Source organism: Pedobacter sp. AC163 (assembly GCF_979258665.1).
The window spans coordinates 5,002,115-5,026,898 of the sequence record NZ_OZ409872.1; the positions used below are offsets into that span (position 1 = coordinate 5,002,115).

Sequence of the window (24,784 nt, forward strand, 5' to 3'; positions counted from 1 at the left end):
ATTTTATGAAGACAAAAACATTTCTGTGGGCAGTTTTATTATTTTCGGGTTTGATCAGCAAACTTAGTGCACAAGATTTTTATCCAACAAATCTGACGGCTATCATTTATACCGATGACAAAAATGTAATTAAGATCAATGATAACTACATTAACCACAAAGGCTTTTTATTGCAAAATGATAGCACATATGCTAAAAAAGATTTGTCTGGAGTGATACAAGTGACATCGAAAAACAGCGATAAATCTTTGGAAGTTCAGGTAAATTATTACCTCACAAACAACAATTTGGACCGCTTTGTAAAACGTGCCGCAAACAGTGGTCTAGATAAAACTGGTGTAGATAAATTCGAAAAAACCTATAAAGGAATTTATTATAAAATTGAGATTAAAAGAGCAGTTTCTTTCGAAAATAAAACGTACAATTTAATCAGTTTTACACAGCGTAATGAGTTAGATTCTGCAAAACTAGATAAAAATCAAGAGCCTAGAAAAAGGTTTGAATATGTTGAGAGTTATCCGTTCCAGAACACCGTATGGTATTTAGACACCAAAAAAACTGAGGTTAAGAATAAAAATGAAGATATAAGCAAGTACGTAATCTCACTTACAAAAAATAAAACCACCGATATTAAACTCGAGTTTCTGGATGATTTTAATATGAAACTAACCTATGGACCTCCTCAGAAAAGACAGTATCTTTTAGGTACTTATCATTTTTATAGAAACTCGATTGGTCATGGTATTTACGAAAACAAAGTTCAGTTTGAAATGGCACCTGCAGTTCAAAAACCAACCAAACCTGGTTATAAAGTGCCTGAGTTGGTAGGTATGGTCGAAATCGCTCCAAAAAATACAACAAATTATTTTAGATATTGGCTTAGTTCCTTTGATTATGAAGTTAAATGGGGGACAGGGAGCAGCTTTAACCTGACTAGAGAAGTGGATAATAACACGCCAGTATATGCTGTTCCCACTCCTAAAAACTAACAAATTGGTGATGAACTTAGTCTCAAAATATTTCAGCGGATTAATGTTGCTACTGTCGCTTTCAACAATGGCTTTGGCTAGTGAATGTTATAACAATGGTACCAGCCCCACCTTTAAAATTTTGAAAAAAAGTGATGGTATTTACTATCAGTTTACGCAAAAAGATCAAAATGGATTCAGCTATGTGAAACAGCAAAATGTTCTGCTAAAAGGGATTGATGCCTTAACATACAAGGCTACGGGCGAAGATGAACAAACGCTGATGTTTGGCGATAAAAATGGTTTTTATATTCTTCCGAAGAGAGAACAATACGATAAAAACACATCGGTTTATTTTAAAATTCTTGGTGCAAATCCTAATCAGAAACATATAAATGGCAGGCTATTTTTATTAAACGGAAAATGGACTTACCTGGATGCATGGGAAAAGAGCATCACTAAAATTGTGCTAAACGAATTACCGCAAAATATCAATAACATTAAAAGTTATGCCTATGGTTTTTATCTTAAAAGCGATAAAAATGTTTTTGTAGTCAGTGTTGATCAAGCCTCGTCGCCAAAATACAAGGTGGCTATTGTTCCTGATTTAAACCCTGCAACAACAGTCTATTATGCTTTTAACCCATTAAATAACGAAGATTTTCTTGCTGATGCGAGCCATCTTTATTCGATCAGGAGAGAGGGATCTGCGGAGAACCTGACGCCTCAAATGCTGGCCTTGGGACTGAAAACCGATATGAATAAACTTGCAATTATAGATACTAATTTGCCATCGTGGTATTTAAATGGTCAACTGCTAAAAAAACGAGAAGGTACATCAACCACGGGTAGAGATCCAGTATCAGGTGAGGAAATCGATATCGACTACAGTTTTTCTTCAGGCAAAATTTTGCAGCCACTTTATGCTAACAGTAATTACACGCTCTTTCGTGGTAAAATTTATCCTATTTGGGATGATCATTTTAGTCAGCCTTATGATGTGAAAACTAATGCAAAGAGCTTAAAACTAATTGAAGGGAAACTATTTAGAGGGGATGACTTTTATTATATCGAAGGGGATGACGATTTCAAAATCATCAGTACCAATATCTCAGCCGATGCAAAATTTTTTCCAAGCATTGGAAGCTACCTTAATTATTTGCCAAAAGCTTTAGTTAATGATAAATACATCTATTTTATTGGCGACAGGTTTAATATCCACATGGAAAATAAAAAGGCGTTAACCAGTAAAATGGTAAAGCAATTGGGAATGTTTTATTTGTTTAACCATTCGCTATATGATGGAGAAAAATTGTATCCAGTTACCACTGATGAGGAAACCTTGAGTTATTTAGGTTCGTTTGTCGAAGTTATAAATGAGTGCGCTGACAGTATGCCCAATTCACCATCGGTTAAGGTTAACTATCATAATTTTTTTAAAGATGCCAATCATGTTTATTATTTCGACAATGAGAAACATCACTTGCAAATTATACAGACTGCCGATGTAGAAAATACAAAAATAGATGACTACGAAACCCTCCAGTCACTTTATAAAATTAAGGATGTGAAAGGTTCGGTTAAAAAAAAAGTTAGCGAACCTTTGAACTATTATTTAATTGCTACCTGCGTGATGTTAGTGTTAGGAATTGGAGTTTATATCTTTAAAAGAAGAGATACTCATTAGAATGGATAGAAACAGCATATTTCACCTGCTAAAACGCATTCTTATTCCGATCATAACTTTCGGAATTTTGCTTGTTTTTATTTTGATTTTAAATCCAACTCTGTTCGATGTAAGCCCCAGACATAAACATGAACTTGTGCCTGCCAATCCAAGTCTAATACTCAATTTATTGGCATTTTTTTATGGTCTTTATTTGGCAGTAGAGATGGTTTTGCTTTTCGAGAAAAAAAAGAAAACATTGGCAGTTTGCAATTTCTGCATCTTGGTGTTATTCGCAATTTCATCATTAATGTTCCTTAATTTTTAACCAAAATGAAAAACAGAAAATGGTTTTTAATTGCTTCTGGGATAACCTTGTTAGTTAGCCTTTGCGTTATTTTTCCAATAGAAAAAAAGAGTGAGTTTATTTCAGATCTGGTTTACACCTTTATAACATTAGGTCTTGCAATGCTTCTAGGCATGTACGGCTTAATGCGAAAAAAAATCCTCGGTGGATTATTAATTCTTCTAATGAGCGTAATCATCAGTTTTATGAGTTGGTATATAGTTTTTTACAATGATTTTTGGGGGATAATACCTGCTATTTATGGGGGCATTCCATCAGGCATAGTTGCTGGGTTACTTTTTCTAATTACAGATGCTAATTTTTTAGCTGATGATAATAAATATAAACGCTTTATTAAACGACTTTCAACCTATTCGGTTCTTCTAATTATCATTTCCGTACTATTTGCAAAAGGTGGCGACTGGATTTTCGAGATTTCAGAATATTTTAAAAACAAAGCAGGGCGATGAAAAAACTAATTTACATAGCTTTCTTTTTAATTATTTGTACATCAAAGGTTTTTGCTCAAAAAACAGATAGCACAAAAATAAAATTGGTGGCTAATTATTACAAACTAAATAAAGTACAAAAGGAAGCCGCTCAATTTTATTTAATGTCGTTAAGGTTTTCGTTAACAGGGTTATATAGAAATTATAGGGCAAGGCCACAACTGGTTGGCATTGGCAAAGATGGCGAATTGCACAGTTTTGAGCGATACAAAACGCTTTATGATGATGCGAAAGAATATCAAGAAGATTTCAGCATCAACCTGTTTTATATGGAGAATGTACGCACTAATGAAAAGGGCGAAATTTTACTTGCTTACACTTTGTTAGAACCCCATTGGGATGATGCCCCAGAAGTAAAAAGTTATATCGATAGAATTGATTTCGATATTGAAAACAATGATTTTGAAGATTTAAGACAAATACATCGCCCGCAAAAAGTGAAAAAGCTGGGTAAAACATTTATTTTCTTCTATTTTAATAATTATGAGTAGGAAAGACCAACAAGATAAAATTTCAAATGAAATGCGGAGTACTAAAGTCTTGCCTGTATCAATCGCAATATTACAGCTGCTAAGTTGGGCGCATTTATATTACAGTTATAAGTACGGCAGCAGTCAATTTCCGGTAGCATTTATCGAGCTCAATATTTTGGCGTTGGTTAATCTACCTATATTAATTATGGCTTTGATTTATGCCAATAAGTCGAAGCAAAAATCGGCAATATGGTTAATGCCAGCAACGCTAGCTTTTATTGTGGTTTTGCTGCTTACTATTTGTTATATTGTAATGCTGGCAGATAAATACGATTAATCGAGATCCAATGCATAAAAAGATCATTGCAACATTAGCCGTTTCCCTGCTCTGTTTTGTTTTAGCCGTTGTTCTGATGTTTTCCACCAGCGGTAAATATTACCAAACTTTTAGTCCGGATAGGCAGTATTCTGTTTATGCCTCCAAATACTTTTACGAACGTTTTTTATTTAAAATGCCTGGCGGGTCTGGTGATGCTTCGGGCAAGGTTTACTTATACGATGAGATAAAACAACAGGTGATTAACAGTGCACCTGTAGCTATTATGTGGACGATTACCGATATCCAATGGGAGGAAAATAAAGCCTATTTTATTGGCGAAGACGCTCCAACCATATCAAATCCCTGGCTTTTGCCACGTCCCATAAAAATGCCTTACACCAAAACTGAAGAGTCGGACACGATAAAAACAATAAAGGAATATAGCTCATTTGATAAATTACAGTCTATCACCATTCTTAAACCCATCAGTTCTTGCTGGAAACCATTAAGTTATGAAGCATTTGATGATAGTGGTAATAAGATTTCCAGCTGGACAAAGCGTTATTTTCAATCACCAAATAGCACTTGCGATTTTACGCCGTATTTTATGCATGCTTTAGAATTTGACAAAGGGGCATTGGTTAAAGAGTATTCGTGCAATGCGGCATGCGATGATTGCGAAACCTCTCCCTGTGGCACAGAAAGTACTTGGGATCATGATGGAAAAATAATTGCTAAAAAGGTTTACAAAGGTTGTGAAATATTGAAAAGCAAACCTTAATCAATCCTTTTCATTTAAGGTATCCATGCATTAGTTTCTTTCCGAAAAACAGTCAAAGGCCAGCGAATTATCATTTAACTCCAGCGAATTCACATCAGCTAAAATACTTTAATGCTGAAACTTTATTTTTAAAGTTAAATTGAAATTAGCGAATAAAAGAATGCAATCAGTTCCTGAAAGAAAATCGAAATCAAAAAAGATATTGAAAATTGTTGGCCTATCTATCATAGGTCTAGTTATTATCATTATTGGTATAGAATATATGTACAAAGACAGTTTAGAAAGTCCGATGTATAAGGTACAGCAATATTTAACCTATAACAAAGAAGATTGGGCTAATTACGAAAATATGAAGCGTATGCAGGCCGAAGCAAATACAAGGCCGGATATGGTAGATGTGTTGATAGAGGCACCACAAAGTCCTGTAGATACAACGATGTGGACGAATGCCATCAAAAATAAGGATTTCATTCCGGAGAGTGTATTAGAGGATATCAATAGATATAAAAAGCGAGATTTCTCTAAGCTCAAAATTGCCGAGGATAAACCAAGCGACGACGACGCACAACAGGCAATTGTTAGAAATTATCAGAATGAGGTGACAAGCTTGCTCTCAAAATATAAAGCCCATATAAAAATTGGTGTCTGTTATGCTGCCCCTTTACAAAAACTGGATGGAGATACAGAAATAGCCAGGGTAACCGCAATGGTTTCGGCATTCAATAAAGAGCAGGGAAACCTGGGTAATATTCAGGTGCCTTTAAATGTAATTTATGATTTTGTAAAGTATCAATCAGACCCTGCAACCTGGCACCTGGCCGATTTTAGCCAGAGCATTCCATATGATTATGTATTAAATAACGACCCATGGTAAGATTTTCAATCCTTTCTTTGCTGATTCTGTCACTGCTTTCTTGCACTAAAAAAGAGCAGGATCAACCCAAGAAAACCCTGTATTTAACCACCAGCGCAAATGATGTATATGCATTTAACCTGGCAGAGAAAAAGTTATTGTGGCATGTTGAAGCCTTCAATAAGGAAGAAAATGACGAGGTTAACTTTTTTACCGTTGATGAAAAACATTTAACCAAAGCTTATATTGACGGCTCAATTATGCAATACGATAAAAAAACTGGTAATAAAGTGTGGGAAATAAAAGATACTGATGGACCAGACGCAAAGCTCTATAATTTTGATTTCAATGAGGTAGCATTTCGATTGTTTTACCAATACCCATTAGTGGTAAACGGCAATATTATTTTTGCCAACAGCCATGGTGAAATAAAATCGATAAACATAGCGACTAAAAAAGTGAACTGGATTTATTACAATCCCAATATTATTTATTCGAGCCCTAAAGTGGTAAAAAACTTAGTATTGGTCAGCTTAAACGGAAGTATGATTGCGATTGATATCAAAACCGGCAAAAAAGTTTCCTCCGTTAATTATGATGAAAACGAACCTGTTACCAATGAAATGGTGATTGATGGTGGCAATATTTTTACACTTAGTCAGAACAATTTGTTATCATCCTTTACACCTGAATATAATTCTATTTGGGATTTTAAAGCGGATAATACCTCGCAAAGTTCTACTCACAACATGTTTATAACAGACAAAGCCGTGTATTTTGGCGGCTCCACCTTATTTGCCGTAGATAAAGAAAAAGGGGAGTTGCTTTGGAAGACCGAATTGTATAAAGATGACAATGCATTACTTAGTGTGGCCAAATGTGATGACGGCGTGATGGTGAGCACCCGAAAAGAGTTATTAAAGTTAGATGACGATGGTAAAATTATAGCTCGTAAAAAACTGGCTAGCGAAGCTTATGGCATGCTTTATCCTGCCAATAACAACTATTACTATGTTTGCCAAAACGGCGTAATGTATAGCATTGATGCAGGCTTGCAGCATGAAACTGTTTTTTACAAAGGCATTAATATAGATCCCGAACACAGGGTGGATAATACCTATATGTTTGCAGAATAGGATGCTGCAGAAATTATAAGAGCCTAATCCAATTACAACAGATGAAAAACTATATTTTGATAATTGCCTTACATCTACTTACCTCTTGCAATGCCCAGGAAGGGCCTAAACTTACTCCAACCGAAAAAAAGGAACTTCAGGACTTTTTTGGCGTAAAAGAAAATGTGAAGGAAGTAAGTACTAGCATAGAAGCCTTAACAACCCTGGGTAAAAGACAGTTTACTACAACTACAACGTTTTACAAAAACGGAGCGCCAAAGGAAACCAAGATGTACGAACATGGTAAATTGAAGAGCACTGAACCTTGGAGGGCGAGCGAAAAAAACGACGACAAAGGGTGGGAATTCATTGAGAAATTTGATGATAAGAAACGCGTAATAAAAACGATTAAATACAATTCTGGAAAGATTGTTTCTGAAATTGACGTTAAATATGATGCCTTAGGAAATAAAGTTGAAGAATTTGATAAAGTCAGTAATGTCAAAAAGAAATTTCAGTATAATAGTTTCCATAAAATAGCCGAGGAAGTAGAGTATCAGCAGAACGGTGAGTGGTACTCGAGAAAAAAATACAACTACGATGCGAAAAAGAACAACGTAGAAACTTTGGTTTATTACTATCCTGAAGAAAAGGTGCCCAATGGCAGACTAGTTTATCAATATGACGAAAATGGCGACATGATTAAATGTGTTACCTACGATAAAAGCAATGTAGTTATTGAAACTAAAATCCGGAAAATATCATATTACTAAGAGAATATTAGGGCAGGTTGGGATGAATCAATTTTAAAATTACCTTTTTACCTGTAATATAATATATCCCCAAAAACATATTCGAATTTGGGGATATAAAATCTATGCAGCATGTACTACTTCGAAGCCACCGTACATGGCCATTTCTGCAGAATGCTTAACGGTTAATCTTAATTTCATTTTTTCTATCAATTCTTTAGCTGCGGTAATACTTCTGTAAACATCGTTATTGCCTCGTATTTCTATCCCTCTGCTCAATAACTTAAACTTACTTGGCTGAAATTTTTCAATAAACTGTTGAAGATCGTTTGGTGGAGTAGTTGTCTTTTGCATATTATTCGTTTTTAGATAACAGTTAAAGGACTTACCTTAAGATTTGTTTGATCGATTTTTTCAACATCATCGGGTTTTTAACATTTTTATAAGAATGTGCTTGATTGCCTGTGATTTATTCAATTATATTTTTTCGATTTTAATTTTTGAAAACCTTATTCTTCTGGACACTGTTGTTTGTTAAAAATCTATTTGTTATGAATACGGATCCAAAAGACAAAATTCAGAATGATGATCAGGATGATCAGCATAAAGAAACAGGCTATAAGCAAGAGACAAACGAAGACAACGATGTTCAGGAGGGGCTAACAGGAGAGACGGATGAGGATGAAGATGTAGCTGGAGATTTAGCTGGTAATGCAGCAGGAAACCCTGAAGACTAAATTTAATCTTCCACTTTTACAACTTTAGTAGTGAGATAATAAAGTTAGCTATGGCTATCGGTGCCCTGGCTAGCTTTATTAATCAGGCTCCAGGCAAATAGCGTCCAAATACAAATTACTGTACTAATTCCCAACTCAAAATCTGAAATCTTTTGTGAAACGAATACTGCAGCAGCAGATATCAGAGATGAAAATAGGAAAAATAGGAAATTTTTCATAATGATCTGATTTAGTTGCTGTTAATTACCGTGAATATAGCAAATTGACTTTTCTTTACAAAATATTTAATAATATATTTTATTAATAGCCAATTATTTAGCTATATTTTTGCTGTTTTTGAGAATTTTCACTGTTGTATCTGAATTTCATCTAAGATCCAAGGCTTTGTTGCAAAAAAAAGGTGCACCAGAATATTTTCTGCTGCACCGACTAAATAAGTTTTCGTATTTTTTGATATTAAGATTTATCTATGCGATACAATTTTCCACCGTCAGTTATTGCATATAAGCTATTATCGCTTCCTTGCGTAATATCCCTAAACCTTTGATTCTCGCTCGCCAGCAATCGCTCTTCGCCAATTACCCTATTATTTTCGATGACCAGACGGACGATATGCGTACCGCTTAGGGCAGCAATAAATAAATTATTCTGCCATTCAGCAATCCGATTGCCGCTATAAAAAACCATGCCGCTTGGAGAAATAACTGGATCCCAGTAATAGGTGGGTTGTTCCAAGCCATTTTGCTGTTGTATGGCACCGCCAATAGCGGCTCCACTATATTCTATTCCATAAGTAATCGTTGGCCAGCCGTAATTTCGTCCCGCTTGCAACCTATTAATTTCATCACCACCACGCGGGCCATGTTCGCTTTGCCAAATTTCTCCGGTAGTCGGATGAAGGGCCAACCCTTGAGGATTTCTGTGTCCAATGCTGTACAGCTCTGGCAATGCTGCACTATTGGAAAATGTCGGGTTTCCAGATGCAGGTTGCCCGCTAGTATTAATACGGATAATTTTACCAAGTCCTGCAGTTACAGATTGTGCCAGTGGTCTTGTTGCCAGGTCTGACCGTTCACCCGTGCTTACAATCAAATTCCCTGTTCTATCGAAAAGGATTCTGCCGCCATAATGAAGAGTACCATTGTATGCTGGCCCAGCCCGATAAATTACTGTTGCGTTTTCGATTGACTGTTCATTCTGTGCCAATCTTCCTTTTGCAACCGATGTTTGTGTGCCGCCGGCAACATTTTCTGAAAATACCCAGTATACCATTCTGTTGCTGGCAAATTGAGGATCGATACATAACCCAAGCAATCCACCTTGCCCAGCTGGATTAACTGCTGGTATACCAGTGATGGGGCCGCTGAGCGTACCAGTTGTTGTTGCAATGCGCATTGTTCCAGCCTTTTGAGTGATTAACAATCTACCGTCAGGAAGTGCTGCCACTCCCCAAGGTGCATTTAGTCCTGTACTAATGGCCGTACCTTGAAATGCAACTGTTGTCCGCACAGCTTTTACTCTGGTTTGGCCTGCAAAAGCAGGAGAGTAGCTGGTATTTGGAGCAGCAGTTTCAACACCCGGCCCATCGATAACATCAGGATCAACCTCGTCGAAATCTTCATTTTTTGAGCAACTAGATAAGATCAATAGGAAAAATCCTATAAAAATGGAGTTGATTGTGAATCTCATAAGTATGTATTTAGTTTCCTATTATGATTAACAGAGCAATAACTAATTGGTTTGCAAATATTTAAAAACTTCATTAGCTGGTATATGTAGAAAGCTATTTTCACAAAAAAGATAAGGCTTGGGGGTGTCCTGATCTTTTGCTGTAGGTTGATATCAATTATACCGCGGTGTATCCACCATCAGTAATAATGTATGCACCTGTTGTAAATGATGATTTATCAGAACTTAAAAATGCAACTAAATCAGCAACTTCCTGAACGGTTCCCAATCTATTAATGGCACTTTTTGCAGCTATTGCTTTTAAGCCTTCTTCATTCAAATTTGCAGTAAGTAATGGGGTTTCTATATAGCCTGGTCCTACGGCGTTACACCGAATGTTCTTCTGGGCATATTCTACTGCAATATTTTTAGTTAAACCTACCACAGCATGTTTGGAAGCGGTGTAAGCTGGACTATTTGGTGCAGCCACTTGTCCGTGAATGGAAGCGATATTAACAATGGAACCACCTCCATTCTTTTCCATTTGAGCCAGTTGATATTTACAGGCATAAAATACACCATTTAAATTAAGATCAATTACCCGATCCCATTCCTCTGGCTCGTATTCAGCTGTTGGTTTAGCGGGTCCGCCCATACCTGCATTGTTACACGCAATATCCAAACGACCGTATCTTTGAACGACCTCATCTATTAGCCTTTTGTTTTCTTCAGCTTTGGAAGAATCTGCTTTTACTGCAATTGCTTCGCCGCCAGTGTCTGTAATTAATTTAACGGTTTCAGCTGCATGTTCCTCGTTGATATCAGCCACTACTACTTTCGCACCCTCTTGTGCATAGGTAATGGCAATTGCTCTGCCAATTCCTGAGCCGGCGCCTGATACCAAAGCCACCTTGTTTTTTAAACTTGCCATATTATTTGTTATTAATATATACACAAGTAACGGTTGTCTAACCTTTATGTTTGTCAGCAGAAAGTGTTTTATAAAATCTAATAGATAAATGATCGAAGGATTTAAGATTTTACATCTCACGGTTTAAAATTATGGAAGTATTTTTCAATTAATAAAACATTAAATGAACGATGTTGTTGTAAATCCATCTACCAATTATAGAATCATAATTTACTATGGAAAATCAAGAAAAAACAGTTGAGGTATTAAATGACCTTATTCAAATTAACAACGACAGAGCAGATGGTTTTGATAAAGCATCGAAAGATTTAAGCGATGAGAACATCGATTTAAAAGCGACTTTTGAGAAACTTTCTTCAGACAGTAGAGACAACGTGACCGAACTTGCAGGTCTTGTAGGTAGGAATAACGAAGATCCAGATACTGGAAACACGATCTTAGGTACATTGCACAGAGCTTGGATCGATATCAAAGCAAGTTTTGGTGGTGATGATCGCCATAGCATTTTAGCAGAATGCGAAAGAGGTGAAGATGCGATCAAAAAAGCTTACAGAGATGCACTTCAAGAAAACGAATTGGGCGAAAATGTAAGAACTGTTTTGTTAAAACAACAAGATGGAATTAATGTTAGCCATGATGCAATTAAAGCTTTAAGAGATGCACATAAAGCATTATAAAATTTAACTTGGAAGCCCGCTGAAAGATCTTCAGCGGGCTTTTTTTTGTCATCTTTTTGGATGAGGTTTTCTAAGTTTACTCAGCGAACTTGATTCGCTGTAATAACAAAAATCTATCTCTCGTGGTGTCGCGTTCTATTTCTACTTTACTTGGCAAACCAATTCGAAGATATTGTTGTTTTGCCCCCGCTGTTTGTTGCGGCCAATTCACAAGCGTTACCTCTTTGCTTCCTATATTTGGATTACTGTTGTGGATAAAATTTGAAAAATAAGCCTGCATTTGTTCCGAGACCTGATAGTCTGCCGACTTCCATGCATAATTTTTTTGTACTTCTAAATTCCCTAAAGCATACTCAATTTCAGCTGCGTGAAAAGCAGAACCTGTAATAGCTCTATTAATCATTTTCTTAAGCAGCACCTGAAAAACATTTCCATCTTTAATGGTTTTTGGTGTTAAACCAGGGTGGGGTTGATCAAATAAATAACGATAAACAGGTGCTTTGCTCTTTGCATGAAGTTCTGCCAATCGCCAGGTGCCAAAATTAATAAGCCAATCGCTACCTACTTTTGCACCTGCTATTTTTGCCTCCTTCTTTGTTTTTACTGGATAATATTTTAGTACCTCAGCTGCATCCTCTCCGTAAATTTTTCGCACTCTTTTATAAAAGTTTTCTGGTGTCGCCCTTTTTAACCTGTAAAAAGCCAGGGAAGGTACTTCATCAGCATTCCAGCCCACGAGCAATGGAACTTTAGCTTGTTCACCAGCTTCGAAAACCTCCGTTGGGAATTTTGGTAAAAAGTAGCCATCAACCGTTGGCTTAAAGCGCCGTGGATCTCCTTTAGATGCAAGCTTCAGCAAAGTTTTTTCATCAATGGATCTCATTTCTTCAATGGAAGTGCTTTTGGTGAAAAGGGCAAAGTCAGTTCCCAGTTTTTCTGATGCTTGTTTTGATCTGATTAGTCTTCTTGAATCGAGTAAAGAACTGCTTTGTGCGATGGCCGCAGAAAATAATCCTTTAGATAACGGCGAGGCCATATGAGCGCTTATAGATTGAGCGCCGACAGATTCGCCACCAATAGTGATGCGTTTCGGATCTCCACCAAAAGCACTAATATTTTCCTTTATCCACTTCAATGCAGCAACCTGATCTAACAAACCATAATTACCCGATGCGCCAAATTGATTCTCTTTACCCAAATCAGGATGCGCTAAAAAGCCAAAAACACCTAATCGGTAATTGATGGAAATATAAATAATACCCTTTTTCGCCATGCTTTCGCCATCATAAGCGGGTTGAGATCCATCTCCATGAATAAATGAGCCGCCATGAATAAACACATAAACCGGATGAGGCTTATCGTCGCGTTTTGCAGTCGACCAGATATTAAGATAAAGGCAATCCTCACTCATGGTTTCTGATCGAAACTCGTATAAAATACCAGATTTTTGAACCGGACGGGCACTGAAATCTGTCGCTTTGCGTATGCCAGACCAATGTGCTAGCCGTTGAGGTGCTTTCCAACGTAATGGCCCAAGCGGTGGCGCAGCATAAGGCACACCTTTAAAAACAAATACATCCTTTTCAATTCTGCCTTGTAATTTTCCTTCATTAACAGTTACATAGGCAACAGATGAAGGTGAAGATTGCGCAAAAGATTTATTTAACGTAGTGAAGAAAATGAGCAGGACGATACTTACTTTAAGTATGTAATTAGGCTTGATGGGGTTATTCATTTGTATCACAAAGATAGACAAACTCACCATCAGCAATAGCGTAGAAACGCAACAATCTTATTATCAATTTGTAATCATTATCCATCTAAACTTAATCTGCCTCGCAACTCTTGCTCTTCGAAAACCGGTAGGCATAAAACGGCAATTGCACCTTTTAAATCTGCTCCAGATTGCAGCGTAAAGCTTGCACAGTCATTATACTGTTTATTAATCATTTTGATTCTTTCTTTTATAGATGCCAGTCCTAATGATTGTTCTTTTATATCAGTAAATCTCGAAGGTTTTTCTTTGTAATTCAATCCTACTCCATTATCTGCTACCGTAATACAAATCCCGTTTTCAATCTTTTTAATCTTTACCGATAGGTGGCCATCTTTTTTATCACTTTGTATTAATCCATGTAAAATAGCATTCTCTATTAAAGGCTGAATAAGCATAGGTGGGAGGTAAGTTGTTTTTAACTGAATATTCTCATCTACTTCAAAAGCATAAGTAAACGCACCAGCATATCTCATGGCTTCCAATTCGGTATATAACATCAAGGCTTTCCATTCCTTATCTGCCGTGACTAAGCTTTTGGTTGAATTTTCCAATATCAATCTGCTTAATGCAGCAAATTTTTGAATTAGGCGGGAGGCTGTTCTTTTATCATTTTCCATGATATAAGACTCAATGGAATTTAATACGTTGAAAATAAAATGCGGGTTCATTTGCGAGCGAATTGATTTTAGTTCGCTCTCTGAAAGTTGGTATTGATGCATTAAATTAAGCGCATTTTGTTCGGCTTGTTTTTGTTGTAAGGTGTTTTTATACCTCAACTGCCTAATGCGGTAGATGCTAAAAATAAAAATTATAATAGCAATTGATGCAATTAATAGAATGATAAAATTTCGTTCTTTTTGGCTGGTTTTTACGTTCGCAAGTACCAATTTTTGCTTATTGATAAATAAACTGTCTTGCTTCTGGCGTAGCTCGTATTTTGCACCCATCTCGGCAATGGCGTTACCAATACTTTCGGTATTGATTTTATCCTTCGTAATATTTTCTAAATTTTTGAAATAATATGCCTTATCGAATTGTTGTTGTTTGCCATAGACGTAAGCAAAATTGTGGTATAAAACAGCTTTGTTTGCGTCGGTAATGTAAGGTGATAGATATTTCTCTGCCTTTCTTAAATTTTCAATACTCTCATCAAATTTATTCTGTTGCATTAGGCAATCGCCAATATTTGCGTAGCCAGCATATAGGCCAATACTATCTTTAGCCAATGCTAAGCCTTTAATGGCTTGTTTGTAATTGGCTAAAGCACTATTATAGTTCTTCTTTAAAGAATAAATATCAGCAGTAAATAGTAATGCCGTATTTTTAGAATTATTAAATTTCGACGGATCTTGCGTCACTTTGTTAAAGTAAAAAAGTGCACTATCGAGTTTATTTAAGCTTTTGAATGACAGCCCGATATTATTTAAGTTATCAAATAAGTAGGTGCTATCTTTTAGGATTTTGTCATAATAGAGCTGTTTCTTAAAGTAGCTAATTGCAGTAAGATAACGCTTTGCAAAGCTTAATTCGATGTTCCCTAGCCGACTGAATAAAAATGATAAGGCGGGATAATCTTTTTTGCTTTCACAAAATTTGATCGCTTCACCATAATAAAATATGCTCGAATCTATTTTGCTTAGCGATTCATAATTGTTTCCCAAATGCATGTTAATTCTTTCAGAGTAGTTTTTATCTATTCCTTTAAGTGCTTTGGCTTTAAATAAGAAGTTAATTGCATCTTGATATTTGCCACTTTGGGTATAGAGCCTTGCAGAATCTACCAATAGCTTGTACTTACTTTGAGAAAACCCCAAGAAATGAATTAATAATAAACTGGCAACTAAACAATATCTCGAGGAAAGCATCGATAGCTAAAGTTTTATCTGACTAGCCTGTTTAAATTCAATTGTAGGGATAGGAGGTGGAGTTGGTTTTGGTTTCACTAGAATTACCTGCTCGCTTATAGGCACACCTTTTAAAAGAAACTTAGTGACAATATTATTCCCCTTGAAGGTGATTCTAATTTCACAATCATTAAAATCTACATCTTTTCCTACTACAAACTGGACTTTTTTTGCCGGATTTAATTTCTCGAATAGTTTTGGTTTCGCAGTTTTGCCAGCCACTGAAGATTTGCCAATGTTGGCGTTTTTTTTAGGTGCGTTCATCTGAATTTGGGTTAAATTTTTGGAGTAAATTATTGTTACATATCTCTGCAAGTTTATACGTATAAAACTGTGCAGATTTATTTATACCTAAATTAGAATAATAAATGTAAAAAGGAATGAATGTTCAATCATTAATTCTAGTATTCCAATCATTTTAAATACCCTTCTATCAGTAGGTTAGTATTGATGCTCCGATAAAGAAGCTAATTATGCGGTGGTAAGATATTATTTCTATGTTTTGTGATTAGGAAATATAGCCCAAGTGAAAAGTGGAATTTAGTTTGCCACTGGCTTAACTACTTTATCAATTACGATTAAACGATTTTCTACATAGGTTTTCATCTAATCTCAAATCTCATACTTTTTGCATTTCATGCTTCCTGCTCGCATACGTAACTCTATTCAATTTTTTTACTCATTGTAAGCCTGTATTCACTCATCCACACTGCGCCTGCAATCATTAACATAAAATGTGTAGAATAAGGGTTATAAGTTTACAGATGAAAGCCATCTAGCGGATCAATCTCGGTCAGATTTATCCGACTATGTTTAACTGCCTTTCTATTAAATTTTGTTTCGAGTTGCTTCCAAAAAATAAATAGCCGAAATTTAGTAAAAATCATAAATCGATGTTAAGAGCAGCAATTTTAGACGATGAAATAAGAGGAAGCAAATTGCTTGCGCACAAGCTTGATGTTTTTGAAAGTGAATTACAGGTGGTTGGCATATTTAATGATGCTACATTAGCTGTTGATGCTATAGCTAAACTAGATTTAGATGTGCTCTTTTTAGATGTTGAAATGCCAGGAATGAACGGCTTCCAGGTTTTAGAACGCCTGGGCACATTCAACTTTGAAGTGATTTTTACCACTGCTTATGACAGTTACACTTTGGAGGCACTCCGTTTAAGCGCTGTTGATTATTTGATGAAGCCTGTTGATGAGGACGAGTTGAAAACGGCCATTAACCGGCTTAAGAAAAGAGTATTCGAAAAAGCTTATAGCAAAGTTATTATACCAGAAAAAAAACCTAAGAATAAACTGGCCTTGCCCACTGCCGAGGGGATTTATTTAATTGATAAAGTAAATATAGTGCGGGTTGAGGCTATGAGTAATTATAGTGTTTTTATACTTGCAGATGCCAAAAAAATTGTGGTCTCGAAAACATTGAAAGAATATGAACCTGTTTTGGATGATGCCCAATTTATGAGGGTAAACCGTTCGGTGATTGTTAATTTAGATTACGTGGTAAAATATAGAAAAGGAGATGGAGGGACATTAGAATTATCAGATGGTGCAGAGATAGAGGTCTCGGTTCAAAAAAAGGAAATGTTGATGCAAAAACTGTTTTAATATTAATCTTCACCAATGCTAGACAGTTTAAAACCAATAAAAAACTTCTAAGCAAAATAAGATTTACCACCCTGTATCTTTCGATTTTTGTTTACATATGTCAATTTTCTGTTCTATAACTAAAACAATTTTGCATATTGGTGGTTTCACACAGTGAATACGCAATTGCAAACTATTTTTGACTTAGAATTATATGGGTAAGAAAATATGCCTGCTCGAGGATGATCAGGGTATTAAGGAGATTATTGAATTGATTTTAACTGAAGAGAATTATGAAGTTTTTGGATTTTCGAATGTAAAAGAGTTCATGGCCTTTGATGATAAGGGCTCTCAAGATTTATATTTGTTAGATGTAAAACTTCCCGATGGCAATGGAATTGAGGTGTGCGAAATGCTTAAAAAAGATCCGGAAACTAAGAATATTCCCATTATGATGATGAGTGCACATGCTGCGCTTAGCGAAATGAAGAAACAATGTGGGGCGGAAGATTTTATTGCAAAACCATTTGATATATTCGATCTTTTGCAAAGAGTGGGAGGGTTTGTCGGTCAACATAATTAGTCAACCGACAATAAAATTGCTAAGTTAAAGGCTATCAGATGCCATAACTTCCTTTATAATTTTTCAAGTACTTTTTTAGTTCTATACGTGCCTGATGGATGTGAGTCTTCACCGTTCCGATAGGTATCCCTAACTCTTCTGCGATTTCGTGGTATTTATAGCCCTCAAAGTAACGTTGGAAAGGAATGCTGTAATTTTGTGGAATACTGGCGAGTGCTTTTTGAATATCACCCATGATAAACTTCCCTTCAGATGCGTTTTTAGAAGCACTTTTTAATAGATGCGCACTCGAAATATCTTCTTCTGTCGTAATTAGCTCGTTCCTTTTCTGGTCTTTTCTGTAATTATTGATAAAAGTATTCCGCATGATTACGTATAGCCAACCTTTAATATTGGTGCCTTCGTCAAAATTATGGCAGAATCTAATGCCCTTCATCAGCGTGTCTTGCACCAGATCTTTGGCTTCATCTTCATCTTTGGTAAAACGTATCGCATGCGAATATAGGGATGTAGCATGCCGATCGGCATTGTGGCTAAATTCTATTTGATCCATATTATAGGGATTTGGTTAAATATCTTTATCAATCACATGATTGATAATTTTCTTTATCAAATATTATAACATGAATGCTAGAACATGGTTTGCAACTTGGTACCAGAAATAGCCGTATTGATATTAATTACGTAATAAATACGGTTAAATTTTGTGGTTAATACAACTGATTCTCTATTTATTGGTTTAAAAGCTGAATTGACGCAAGTAAAAGTAGAAGCAAGGAATGGTAAATACCTAAAATTAACCTGTAGCTGAAAGCTGTTGATGATTATTTTCAATGGCTGTTAAATCGTATCTTTTATATTCGTAAGCTATAGCCGTTTTTCGAAGATCATTTATCTCTGATGATAGAAATATCGACTGGATATTAGTGTTTTCAGAGAGTTGTTTAAGTCTTGCTATAACTTTCTTGTAGTCTTGGTCGTTATTTATTTTGATCATTTGGTGTGTATTGAGTGGCTAATTTCCGGATGATAACAAGACATCAGGACAAAAAGTTTTAGATAAATGTTAATAAACAACAGGCTTATAGCATCAAACTTTTTTATTAATAAGTTTAACTTAGAAACCATTGCGACAGGAGTTTGTTATGGAAAGATGAAAAACAATACTGCTAAAAATATCGCCAGGATCATGTTAGGCACCGGACTGATTATTGCCGGCGTTGGTCATTTAACTTTTGCCAGGAAAGAATTTCAGGCACAAGTACCAGATTGGGTTCCGCTGAAAAAGGATGACACTGTTATCTATTCAGGCTTAGTTGAAATTGCAATGGGAACAGCACTGGTTTTTGCTCCTGTAAAATACAGAAGCACAGTCGGCATTTTAGCAGCATCATTGTTTGTTGCCGTTTTTCCTGGTAATGTTTCTCAATACTTAAACAAACGTGATGGTTTTGGTTTGGATACTGATCAAAAACGGTTGATGCGATTATTTTTTCAACCTGTACTTATTTTTTGGGCAATAAAAAGTACAAAACAAAAGCGATTAGCGGCTTTGTAATGTCGATGAATATTTTTATTTTCAATCTTACTTTGAAAATAAAACTCACGCTCCATGTTTAAAGACATTTTCTCTTTTTACGGTCGAATTCGCCGTACCGAATACTGCATTACTTTTCTTGCCTATTGGCTGTGTCTTTTTATCATTAGCGCTCTGGCTGAAAGCCCAGGAATGGAATGGGCAGGTATATTTGTTCTTTTGCCCGTTTTTATTTTAATCTCGCAGGGAGCGAAAAGATGTCATGATTTAGGCAATTCTGGTTGGTATTTGCTTATCCCATTTTATATTTTCGTAATGCTGTTTAGTGCTGGTGATTACGGCGCTAACGAATACGGCGACAACCCCAAAGGTGAAGGCAATGAACCCAATGTAGATCCTTTTGGTTATGATGTTAAAACAGGAACCTTTGCCGAACAGCAAACCACTCCAGATCCATTTCTTTCGAAAAGTGAAGATTCATTTACCAGCTAAAGGAGAAGCCGTTCAAACAATGAACCGTTTTCCTCGTTTTACTGCTGTAATAACTTAACATGAAACACTACGACGTCATTATCATTGGAGCCGGACAGGCGGGGATTCCGCTTGCTAAAAAATTAGCAAATGCAGGGATGAAAACAGCGCTTGTTGAGAAAAGAATTGTGGGTGGTACCTGTATTAACGACGGTTGTACTCCAACAAAAACAATGATTGCCTCAGCCCGGGCAGCATTCCAAGCCAAAAATGCCGAAAAACTTGGTGTTGTAATTGGAGATATTAAAGTTGATCTTAAAGAAATCAAAAAGCGGAAAGATGGAATTGTAAAATTATTTCAAGAGTCGGCTCAAAAAGGAATTGAATCAACGAAGGGTTTGAAGCTATATATGGGAGCCGCTACTTTCACAGGGAAAAAGGAACTCAAAGTGGAAATGAATGATGGAGGAAGCGAAAACTTATCAGCAGATTTAATTTTCATCAATACCGGTGCGAGTACGGTAATTCCAGATATTAAAGGTTTGAATGAAGTGGAATATCTCACTTCAACTTCTATACTAGATTTAACTGAAATTCCAGAGCATCTTGTTATCATTGGTGGCAATTATATTGGTTTGGAGTTTGGCCAAATGTTTAGCCGCTTTGGCAGCAAAGTAACTATTCTCGAAAAATCATCCCATGTTTTAGCAAGAGAAGATCATGATGTTTCTGATGAACTTTGCAAAGTTTTAGGGAATGAAGATATTAAGTTTTTGACCTCAGTAGAAGTGTCTGAAATTAAGAAAGTGAAAAGTGGGTTAACAATTGATCTGAAGCAAAAATCAGAAAATAAAACCATCAATTGTACTCATTTACTGGTTGCGGCTGGTAGAAAACCGCAAACCCAGAATCTGGGGCTAAACTATTGTGGGGTAAAAACCAATGAGAAAGGTCATGTGATTGTGAATACGAAGTTAGAGACTAATGTTAAAGGTATTTATGCTTTGGGCGATGTTAACGGCGGTCCGGCATTTACACATATTGCTTATAACGACCATGTAATCATTTACCAAAACCTGGTGAAAAAGGAAAACCTTTCTACAAAGGGGCGTCCGGTTCCGTACTGCATGTTTACTGATCCGCAACTCGCAAGGATAGGAATTTCGGAAAACGAAGCAAAGGAGCGAGGTTTAAATTACAAAGTTGCCGTGTTGCCAATGGCTAATGTTGCCCGAGGTATTGAAACCGGAGAAACATTTGGTTTGATGAAAGCGGTGGTCGATGCTAAAACCAAGAAAATTTTAGGAGCTACAGTAATTGCTGCGGATGGGGGCGAAATTATGTCGGTTTTGCAAATGGCTATGCAAGGCGGTATCACCTATGATAAAATTCGATATGGCATTTTTGCCCACCCAACTTATACAGAATCATTGAATAATCTTTTTATGAAATTGGATGATTAGCGTTAATGGAATAAGTAAAAGTTTTGGCGGCAATGAGGCTGTTAAAAAGATTTCTTTTGACGTATTGCCAGGAGAAAGCTTGATTCTTCTGGGCACAAGTGGTTGTGGCAAGACAACTACCCTTAAAATGATAAATCGACTGATTGCACCAGATTCGGGACAGATAAACATTAACGGCAAAAATATTGCGGGCGAAAAACCAGAGATTTTGCGTCGAAGCATTGGTTACGTGCTGCAGAATAATGGCTTGTTTCCACACTACACGGTGGCAGAAAACATTGCCATTGTACCCAAACTTCTGGGCTGGGATAGTAAAAAAACGATATTACGAACTCAGGAAATTTTAGAAAAGCTCCATTTATCAGAACAATATTTATCTATGTTTCCAAATGCATTAAGCGGTGGACAACAACAACGCGTTGGCTTAGCCAGGGCATTGGTAACCGATCCATCTATATTATTGATGGATGAACCCTTTGGCGCTCTGGATAATGTAACCCGAACCAGCATCAGAAAAGAATTTAAGGCTCTAGAAGAACTTAAACGGAAAACAATGGTGATGGTGACGCATGATATTCACGAAGCTTTTGAACTTGCAGACCGCATTTGTTTAATGGATAAAGGAAAAATTATTCAGATTGGAACACCAAAAGAATTACTTTTTAAGCCCGTAAATAAGTTTGCAAAGGATTTTTTGGCAGGCGAAAAGTTATCGTTAGCCTTTAAAGCTGTTTCATTAGATGATTTATGGTATTTTTTACCAACATCAGATATACGAACACCCAACGCTATTCCATCTACTGAAAGCGTATGGGATACAATGGAAAAGCTGCAAATGCAAAATAGTATTGAGGTTAAAAATCAATCTGGTAGTTGTAAAAATATCGATTTCGATAAATTAACCGCGGCATTTAGTTTATATCAAAAAAGGAATCGCCATGAATGAGAACCAGCAAAGCTTGTGGCAATTCATGGCAGAACAGTCAGATAAGCTGTTCAATCAAACCCTCCAACATTTAGGTTTAACATTTATTTCGCTGTTTTTTGCGGTTTTGGTTGGTGTGCCTTTAGGAATTTTGATAGCCAGAAAGCGCAAGTTATCAGGATCGGTTTTAGCTTTTGCGGGTGTTTTGCAAACTATTCCGAGCATTGCCTTATTGGGATTTATGATTCCATTATTAGGAATTGGTGCAAAACCCGCTATTGTTGCGTTGCTCATTTATGCGCTTTTGCCCATTATTCGAAACACTTATACGGGAATTGTTGGCATAGATGCTAATGTACGAGAGGCGGCGAAGGCGATGGGAATGAGTGCAAAACAAATTCTTTTCAAAGTAGAGCTTCCGCTAGCCATGCCTGTAATTTTAGCTGGAATACGAACCGCTACCGTCATCAATGTGGGCGTCGCAACGCTGGCATCTTACATCGCTGCGGGTGGTTTGGGTGAATTTATTTTCGGGGGAATATCATTGAACAACACCAATATGATTCTTGCTGGTGCAATTCCTGCAGCAGTTTTGGCCATTTTATTAGATGCTTTATTGGCGCTACTTCAAAACCTAAATATCAAGAAACTAAAGCGGGTATTGATCTTTCTTCCTATTGTAATTTTAATTTTGGGTTGCTTTTATTTGCTGCCTAAAGCTTACGGAAGTTCGCTCACTGCGGGTTTTACGCCAGAGTTTATGGGCAGGCAAGATGGCGATTTAGGATTAAAGTCCGTTTACGGTTTAAAAATCCATACGATTGTAATTAGTGATGCGGTAATGTACAAAGCAGCTTTTGAGAAGGAATTGGATGTAATTAGCGGATATTCTACCGATGGAAGATTGAAGGCATTCGACCTGATCATCTTAAAGGATGACAAAGGTATTTTTCCTCCTTACTATGCAGCGCCAATTGTTAGAACATCTTCCCTAAAAAAGTTTCCTGAATTAGAAAAAACACTAAATCTTCTAGAAGGCAAAATTAACGATTCTATTATGACTGATCTTAATTACAAAACGGATCAGTTACACCAAAGTCCGGAGCGGGTTGCGAAGGAGTTTCTGGTAAGTCAAGATTTGTATAAGTCGCCGCTAAATGGTAAGGGAGAAACGGTACGCATAGGTTCTAAAATTTTCGGCGAACAGTACATTCTTGCAGAGATGTATAAAATGCTTATTCAGGGAAATACAAACTATCAGGTGGCTACTAAAACGGGTTTGGGCGGCACAAAAATTTGCTTCGATGCCTTGGTTAACGATCAAATAGATTTTTATCCTGAATATACAGGAACCGGATTGTTGGTTCTGCTACAACCCAATGCAGATTTTGCAAAGAAAATTGCTCATGATAAAGATAAAACCTATAACTACGTTAAAGATGAATTCATTAAGAAATTCGGAATTAAATGGTTAACTCCAATTGGTTTTAATAATTCTTATGCTTTAATGATGCGCCGAAAACAATCAAAAGAACTTGGTGTTTATTCTATCACAGATCTGAAGCAATATCTAGACAACAACAAATGAATTTAAGCGAAGAATACTTGCTAATTAGAAAGCATTCTGAAGAAATATGTGAGCCTCTGCAAACGGAGGATTATGTAGTTCAACCGATAGTTGACGTTAGCCCTCCAAAGTGGCATTTGGGCCATACCACCTGGTTTTTCGAAACCTTTATTTTGAAACCCTTCTCGCCAGAATATAAGGAGTTTAATCCAGATTATAATTACGTTTTTAACAGCTATTATGAAACCGTTGGCGCAAGGGTAATCCGTACCGATCGTGGTAATTTAAGCCGGCCAAGCGTGAACGAAGTTTATCAATATCGTGCTTATGTAGATGAAGCCATGGCTAAATTACTTTCTTGCCCTGTAGATGAGAAGTTAACAGAATTGCTGCATTTGGGTTTCAATCATGAGCAACAACATCAGGAACTCCTGCTAACCGATATCAAATATATTTTAGGTAATAATCCATTGTTTCCAGTTTACGATATAAATTGGAAAGATAAAAATATACCGGCATCTGAACCACAAATGATAGATATTGCGGAAGGCGTTTACGAAGTTGGATACAGCGGTGACGGTTTTTGCTTTGATAATGAACTATCGAGACACAAAGTATATCTTCAGAATTTCGCCATAAGTACCGCTTTGGTAACGAACGGAGAATATTTGGATTTTACTGACGCCGGTGGTTATAAAAATTTTAGCCTTTGGCACGCGGAAGGTTGGGATTGGGTAAATAATAATCAAATTGAAGCACCCATGTACTGGAGCAAGATAGATGACGCCTGGTTTAACTACACGCTTAATGGCTTGCGATCGATCGACCTCAAAGCGCCTGTAACGCATGTAAGTTATTACGAAGCTTATGCCTTTGCCAGTTGGAAGGGTTTGCGTTTGCCTACTGAATTTGAGTGGGAAATAGCAGCACAGCAATTGAATTGGGGGGCAAGATGGGAGTGGACTGAAAGTGCTTATTTGCCGTATCCAGGTTTTAGTAAAGCGCCAGGTGCGCTTGGAGAGTATAATGGCAAATTTATGGTAAACCAAAAAGTGCTTCGTGGTGCATCGGTTGCCACCCCTCAAGGACATGAACGCAGCACCTACCGCAATTTTTTTCATCCACATTTAAGGTGGCAATTTACAGGCATAAGATTAGCAAAGTAAC

Annotated in this window: 28 protein-coding genes; 19 read left to right on the top strand and 9 right to left on the bottom strand. The window is 36.6% G+C overall.

Annotated features, from left to right (window positions below; all coding sequences use genetic code 11):
• Positions 1-5 precede the first annotated feature (5 nt).
• The 9 genes from ACZZZK_RS21695 (at position 6) to ACZZZK_RS21735 (ending at position 7,803) form a co-directional block, all read left to right on the top strand.
• A complete protein-coding gene (locus ACZZZK_RS21695) occupies positions 6-989 on the top strand; it encodes a hypothetical protein (protein WP_463485956.1) in 984 nt (327 codons plus the stop codon).
• 10 nt (positions 990-999) lie between these two features.
• Positions 1,000-2,655: a hypothetical protein gene (locus tag ACZZZK_RS21700; RefSeq protein WP_463485957.1), complete on the top strand. Its 1,656-nt coding sequence runs from the start codon at positions 1,000-1,002 to the stop codon at positions 2,653-2,655.
• 312 nt (positions 2,656-2,967) lie between these two features.
• Complete coding sequence (locus tag ACZZZK_RS21705; protein WP_463485958.1) at positions 2,968-3,450, top strand: hypothetical protein; 483 nt, start codon at positions 2,968-2,970, stop codon at positions 3,448-3,450.
• Positions 3,447-3,980 carry a hypothetical protein gene (locus ACZZZK_RS21710; protein WP_463485959.1) on the top strand — a complete coding sequence of 178 codons (534 nt, stop codon included), beginning with the start codon at positions 3,447-3,449 and terminating at the stop codon, positions 3,978-3,980. The genes ACZZZK_RS21705 and ACZZZK_RS21710 overlap by 4 nt, the downstream gene beginning before the upstream one ends.
• The gene (locus tag ACZZZK_RS21715) at positions 3,973-4,299 is read left to right on the top strand and encodes a hypothetical protein (RefSeq protein ID WP_463485960.1); all 327 of its coding nucleotides are present in this window, start codon (positions 3,973-3,975) and stop codon (positions 4,297-4,299) included. Before ACZZZK_RS21710 ends, ACZZZK_RS21715 begins: the two co-directional genes overlap by 8 nt.
• Positions 4,300-4,309: 10 nt before the next feature.
• The gene (locus ACZZZK_RS21720; protein ID WP_463485961.1) at positions 4,310-5,062 is read left to right on the top strand and encodes a hypothetical protein; all 753 of its coding nucleotides are present in this window, start codon (positions 4,310-4,312) and stop codon (positions 5,060-5,062) included.
• 160 nt (positions 5,063-5,222) lie between these two features.
• Positions 5,223-5,936 carry a hypothetical protein gene (locus tag ACZZZK_RS21725; RefSeq protein WP_463485962.1) on the top strand — a complete coding sequence of 238 codons (714 nt, stop codon included), beginning with the start codon at positions 5,223-5,225 and terminating at the stop codon, positions 5,934-5,936.
• Entirely contained in the window at positions 5,930-7,051 is a 1,122-nt protein-coding gene (locus ACZZZK_RS21730) for an outer membrane protein assembly factor BamB family protein (protein WP_463485963.1), read from the top strand. The genes ACZZZK_RS21725 and ACZZZK_RS21730 overlap by 7 nt, the downstream gene beginning before the upstream one ends.
• Positions 7,052-7,092: 41 nt before the next feature.
• Positions 7,093-7,803, top strand: coding sequence for a hypothetical protein (locus ACZZZK_RS21735; RefSeq protein WP_463485964.1), 711 nt, complete (start codon positions 7,093-7,095; stop codon positions 7,801-7,803).
• Between the two features lie 102 nt (positions 7,804-7,905).
• On the opposite strand, the gene ACZZZK_RS21740 is transcribed toward ACZZZK_RS21735, so the two are convergent.
• Positions 7,906-8,136, bottom strand: coding sequence for a hypothetical protein (locus ACZZZK_RS21740; protein WP_463485965.1), 231 nt, complete (start codon positions 8,134-8,136; stop codon positions 7,906-7,908).
• Between the two features lie 197 nt (positions 8,137-8,333).
• On the opposite strand from ACZZZK_RS21740, the gene ACZZZK_RS21745 reads away from it, so the two are divergent.
• Positions 8,334-8,519, top strand: coding sequence for a hypothetical protein (locus ACZZZK_RS21745; RefSeq protein WP_463485966.1), 186 nt, complete (start codon positions 8,334-8,336; stop codon positions 8,517-8,519).
• A gap of 44 nt (positions 8,520-8,563) precedes the next feature.
• Here ACZZZK_RS21745 and ACZZZK_RS21750 read toward each other — a convergent pair whose 3' ends face one another.
• The 3 genes from ACZZZK_RS21750 to ACZZZK_RS21760 form a co-directional block, all read right to left on the bottom strand.
• On the bottom strand, positions 8,564-8,737 hold the full coding sequence (locus tag ACZZZK_RS21750) for a hypothetical protein (protein WP_463485967.1): 174 nt from the start codon (positions 8,735-8,737) through the stop codon (positions 8,564-8,566).
• Between the two features lie 238 nt (positions 8,738-8,975).
• Positions 8,976-10,208, bottom strand: coding sequence for a PQQ-dependent sugar dehydrogenase (locus ACZZZK_RS21755; RefSeq protein WP_463485968.1), 1,233 nt, complete (start codon positions 10,206-10,208; stop codon positions 8,976-8,978).
• 157 nt (positions 10,209-10,365) lie between these two features.
• Positions 10,366-11,118, bottom strand: a complete 753-nt coding sequence (locus ACZZZK_RS21760; protein ID WP_463485969.1) for an SDR family NAD(P)-dependent oxidoreductase — start codon at positions 11,116-11,118, stop codon at positions 10,366-10,368.
• Between the two features lie 215 nt (positions 11,119-11,333).
• On the opposite strand from ACZZZK_RS21760, the gene ACZZZK_RS21765 reads away from it, so the two are divergent.
• Positions 11,334-11,795 (top strand): PA2169 family four-helix-bundle protein, encoded by a 462-nt coding sequence (locus ACZZZK_RS21765; RefSeq protein WP_463485970.1) that lies wholly within the window; start codon positions 11,334-11,336, stop codon positions 11,793-11,795.
• Between the two features lie 76 nt (positions 11,796-11,871).
• Here ACZZZK_RS21765 and ACZZZK_RS21770 read toward each other — a convergent pair whose 3' ends face one another.
• The 3 genes from ACZZZK_RS21770 to ACZZZK_RS21780 form a co-directional block, all read right to left on the bottom strand.
• Positions 11,872-13,530 carry a carboxylesterase/lipase family protein gene (locus ACZZZK_RS21770; protein WP_463485971.1) on the bottom strand — a complete coding sequence of 553 codons (1,659 nt, stop codon included), beginning with the start codon at positions 13,528-13,530 and terminating at the stop codon, positions 11,872-11,874.
• Positions 13,531-13,607: 77 nt separating this feature from the next.
• On the bottom strand, positions 13,608-15,386 hold the full coding sequence (locus ACZZZK_RS21775; RefSeq protein WP_463485972.1) for a tetratricopeptide repeat-containing sensor histidine kinase: 1,779 nt from the start codon (positions 15,384-15,386) through the stop codon (positions 13,608-13,610).
• Positions 15,387-15,443: 57 nt separating this feature from the next.
• Positions 15,444-15,740 (bottom strand): hypothetical protein, encoded by a 297-nt coding sequence (locus tag ACZZZK_RS21780; protein ID WP_463485973.1) that lies wholly within the window; start codon positions 15,738-15,740, stop codon positions 15,444-15,446.
• A gap of 629 nt (positions 15,741-16,369) precedes the next feature.
• Here ACZZZK_RS21780 and ACZZZK_RS21785 point away from each other — a divergent pair.
• Together ACZZZK_RS21785 and ACZZZK_RS21790 are read left to right on the top strand one after the other, a co-directional pair.
• Entirely contained in the window at positions 16,370-17,092 is a 723-nt protein-coding gene (locus tag ACZZZK_RS21785; RefSeq protein ID WP_463485974.1) for a LytR/AlgR family response regulator transcription factor, read from the top strand.
• A 193-nt stretch (positions 17,093-17,285) separates the two neighbouring features.
• Positions 17,286-17,654 (top strand): response regulator transcription factor, encoded by a 369-nt coding sequence (locus ACZZZK_RS21790; RefSeq protein WP_463485975.1) that lies wholly within the window; start codon positions 17,286-17,288, stop codon positions 17,652-17,654.
• 34 nt (positions 17,655-17,688) lie between these two features.
• On the opposite strand, the gene ACZZZK_RS21795 is transcribed toward ACZZZK_RS21790, so the two are convergent.
• Positions 17,689-18,207 carry an RNA polymerase sigma factor gene (locus ACZZZK_RS21795; protein WP_056850180.1) on the bottom strand — a complete coding sequence of 173 codons (519 nt, stop codon included), beginning with the start codon at positions 18,205-18,207 and terminating at the stop codon, positions 17,689-17,691.
• Between the two features lie 243 nt (positions 18,208-18,450).
• Complete coding sequence (locus ACZZZK_RS21800) at positions 18,451-18,651, bottom strand: hypothetical protein (RefSeq protein ID WP_265800564.1); 201 nt, start codon at positions 18,649-18,651, stop codon at positions 18,451-18,453.
• A 66-nt stretch (positions 18,652-18,717) separates the two neighbouring features.
• Between ACZZZK_RS21800 and ACZZZK_RS21805 the strand changes: the two genes are divergently transcribed.
• From ACZZZK_RS21805 to egtB, 6 genes are read left to right on the top strand one after another with little or no spacing between them, the layout of a single operon-like run.
• Entirely contained in the window at positions 18,718-19,212 is a 495-nt protein-coding gene (locus ACZZZK_RS21805; RefSeq protein WP_463485976.1) for a DoxX family protein, read from the top strand.
• A gap of 54 nt (positions 19,213-19,266) precedes the next feature.
• On the top strand, positions 19,267-19,683 hold the full coding sequence (locus ACZZZK_RS21810) for a DUF805 domain-containing protein (RefSeq protein ID WP_463485977.1): 417 nt from the start codon (positions 19,267-19,269) through the stop codon (positions 19,681-19,683).
• A gap of 59 nt (positions 19,684-19,742) precedes the next feature.
• Positions 19,743-21,125 (top strand): mercuric reductase, encoded by a 1,383-nt coding sequence (locus ACZZZK_RS21815; protein WP_463485978.1) that lies wholly within the window; start codon positions 19,743-19,745, stop codon positions 21,123-21,125.
• Entirely contained in the window at positions 21,118-22,071 is a 954-nt protein-coding gene (locus tag ACZZZK_RS21820) for an ABC transporter ATP-binding protein (RefSeq protein ID WP_463485979.1), read from the top strand. The genes ACZZZK_RS21815 and ACZZZK_RS21820 overlap by 8 nt, the downstream gene beginning before the upstream one ends.
• Positions 22,064-23,638 (top strand): ABC transporter permease/substrate-binding protein, encoded by a 1,575-nt coding sequence (locus ACZZZK_RS21825; protein ID WP_463485980.1) that lies wholly within the window; start codon positions 22,064-22,066, stop codon positions 23,636-23,638. The genes ACZZZK_RS21820 and ACZZZK_RS21825 overlap by 8 nt, the downstream gene beginning before the upstream one ends.
• Positions 23,635-24,783: an ergothioneine biosynthesis protein EgtB gene (gene egtB / locus ACZZZK_RS21830; protein ID WP_463485981.1), complete on the top strand. Its 1,149-nt coding sequence runs from the start codon at positions 23,635-23,637 to the stop codon at positions 24,781-24,783. Before ACZZZK_RS21825 ends, egtB begins: the two co-directional genes overlap by 4 nt.
• Position 24,784 lies beyond the last annotated feature (1 nt).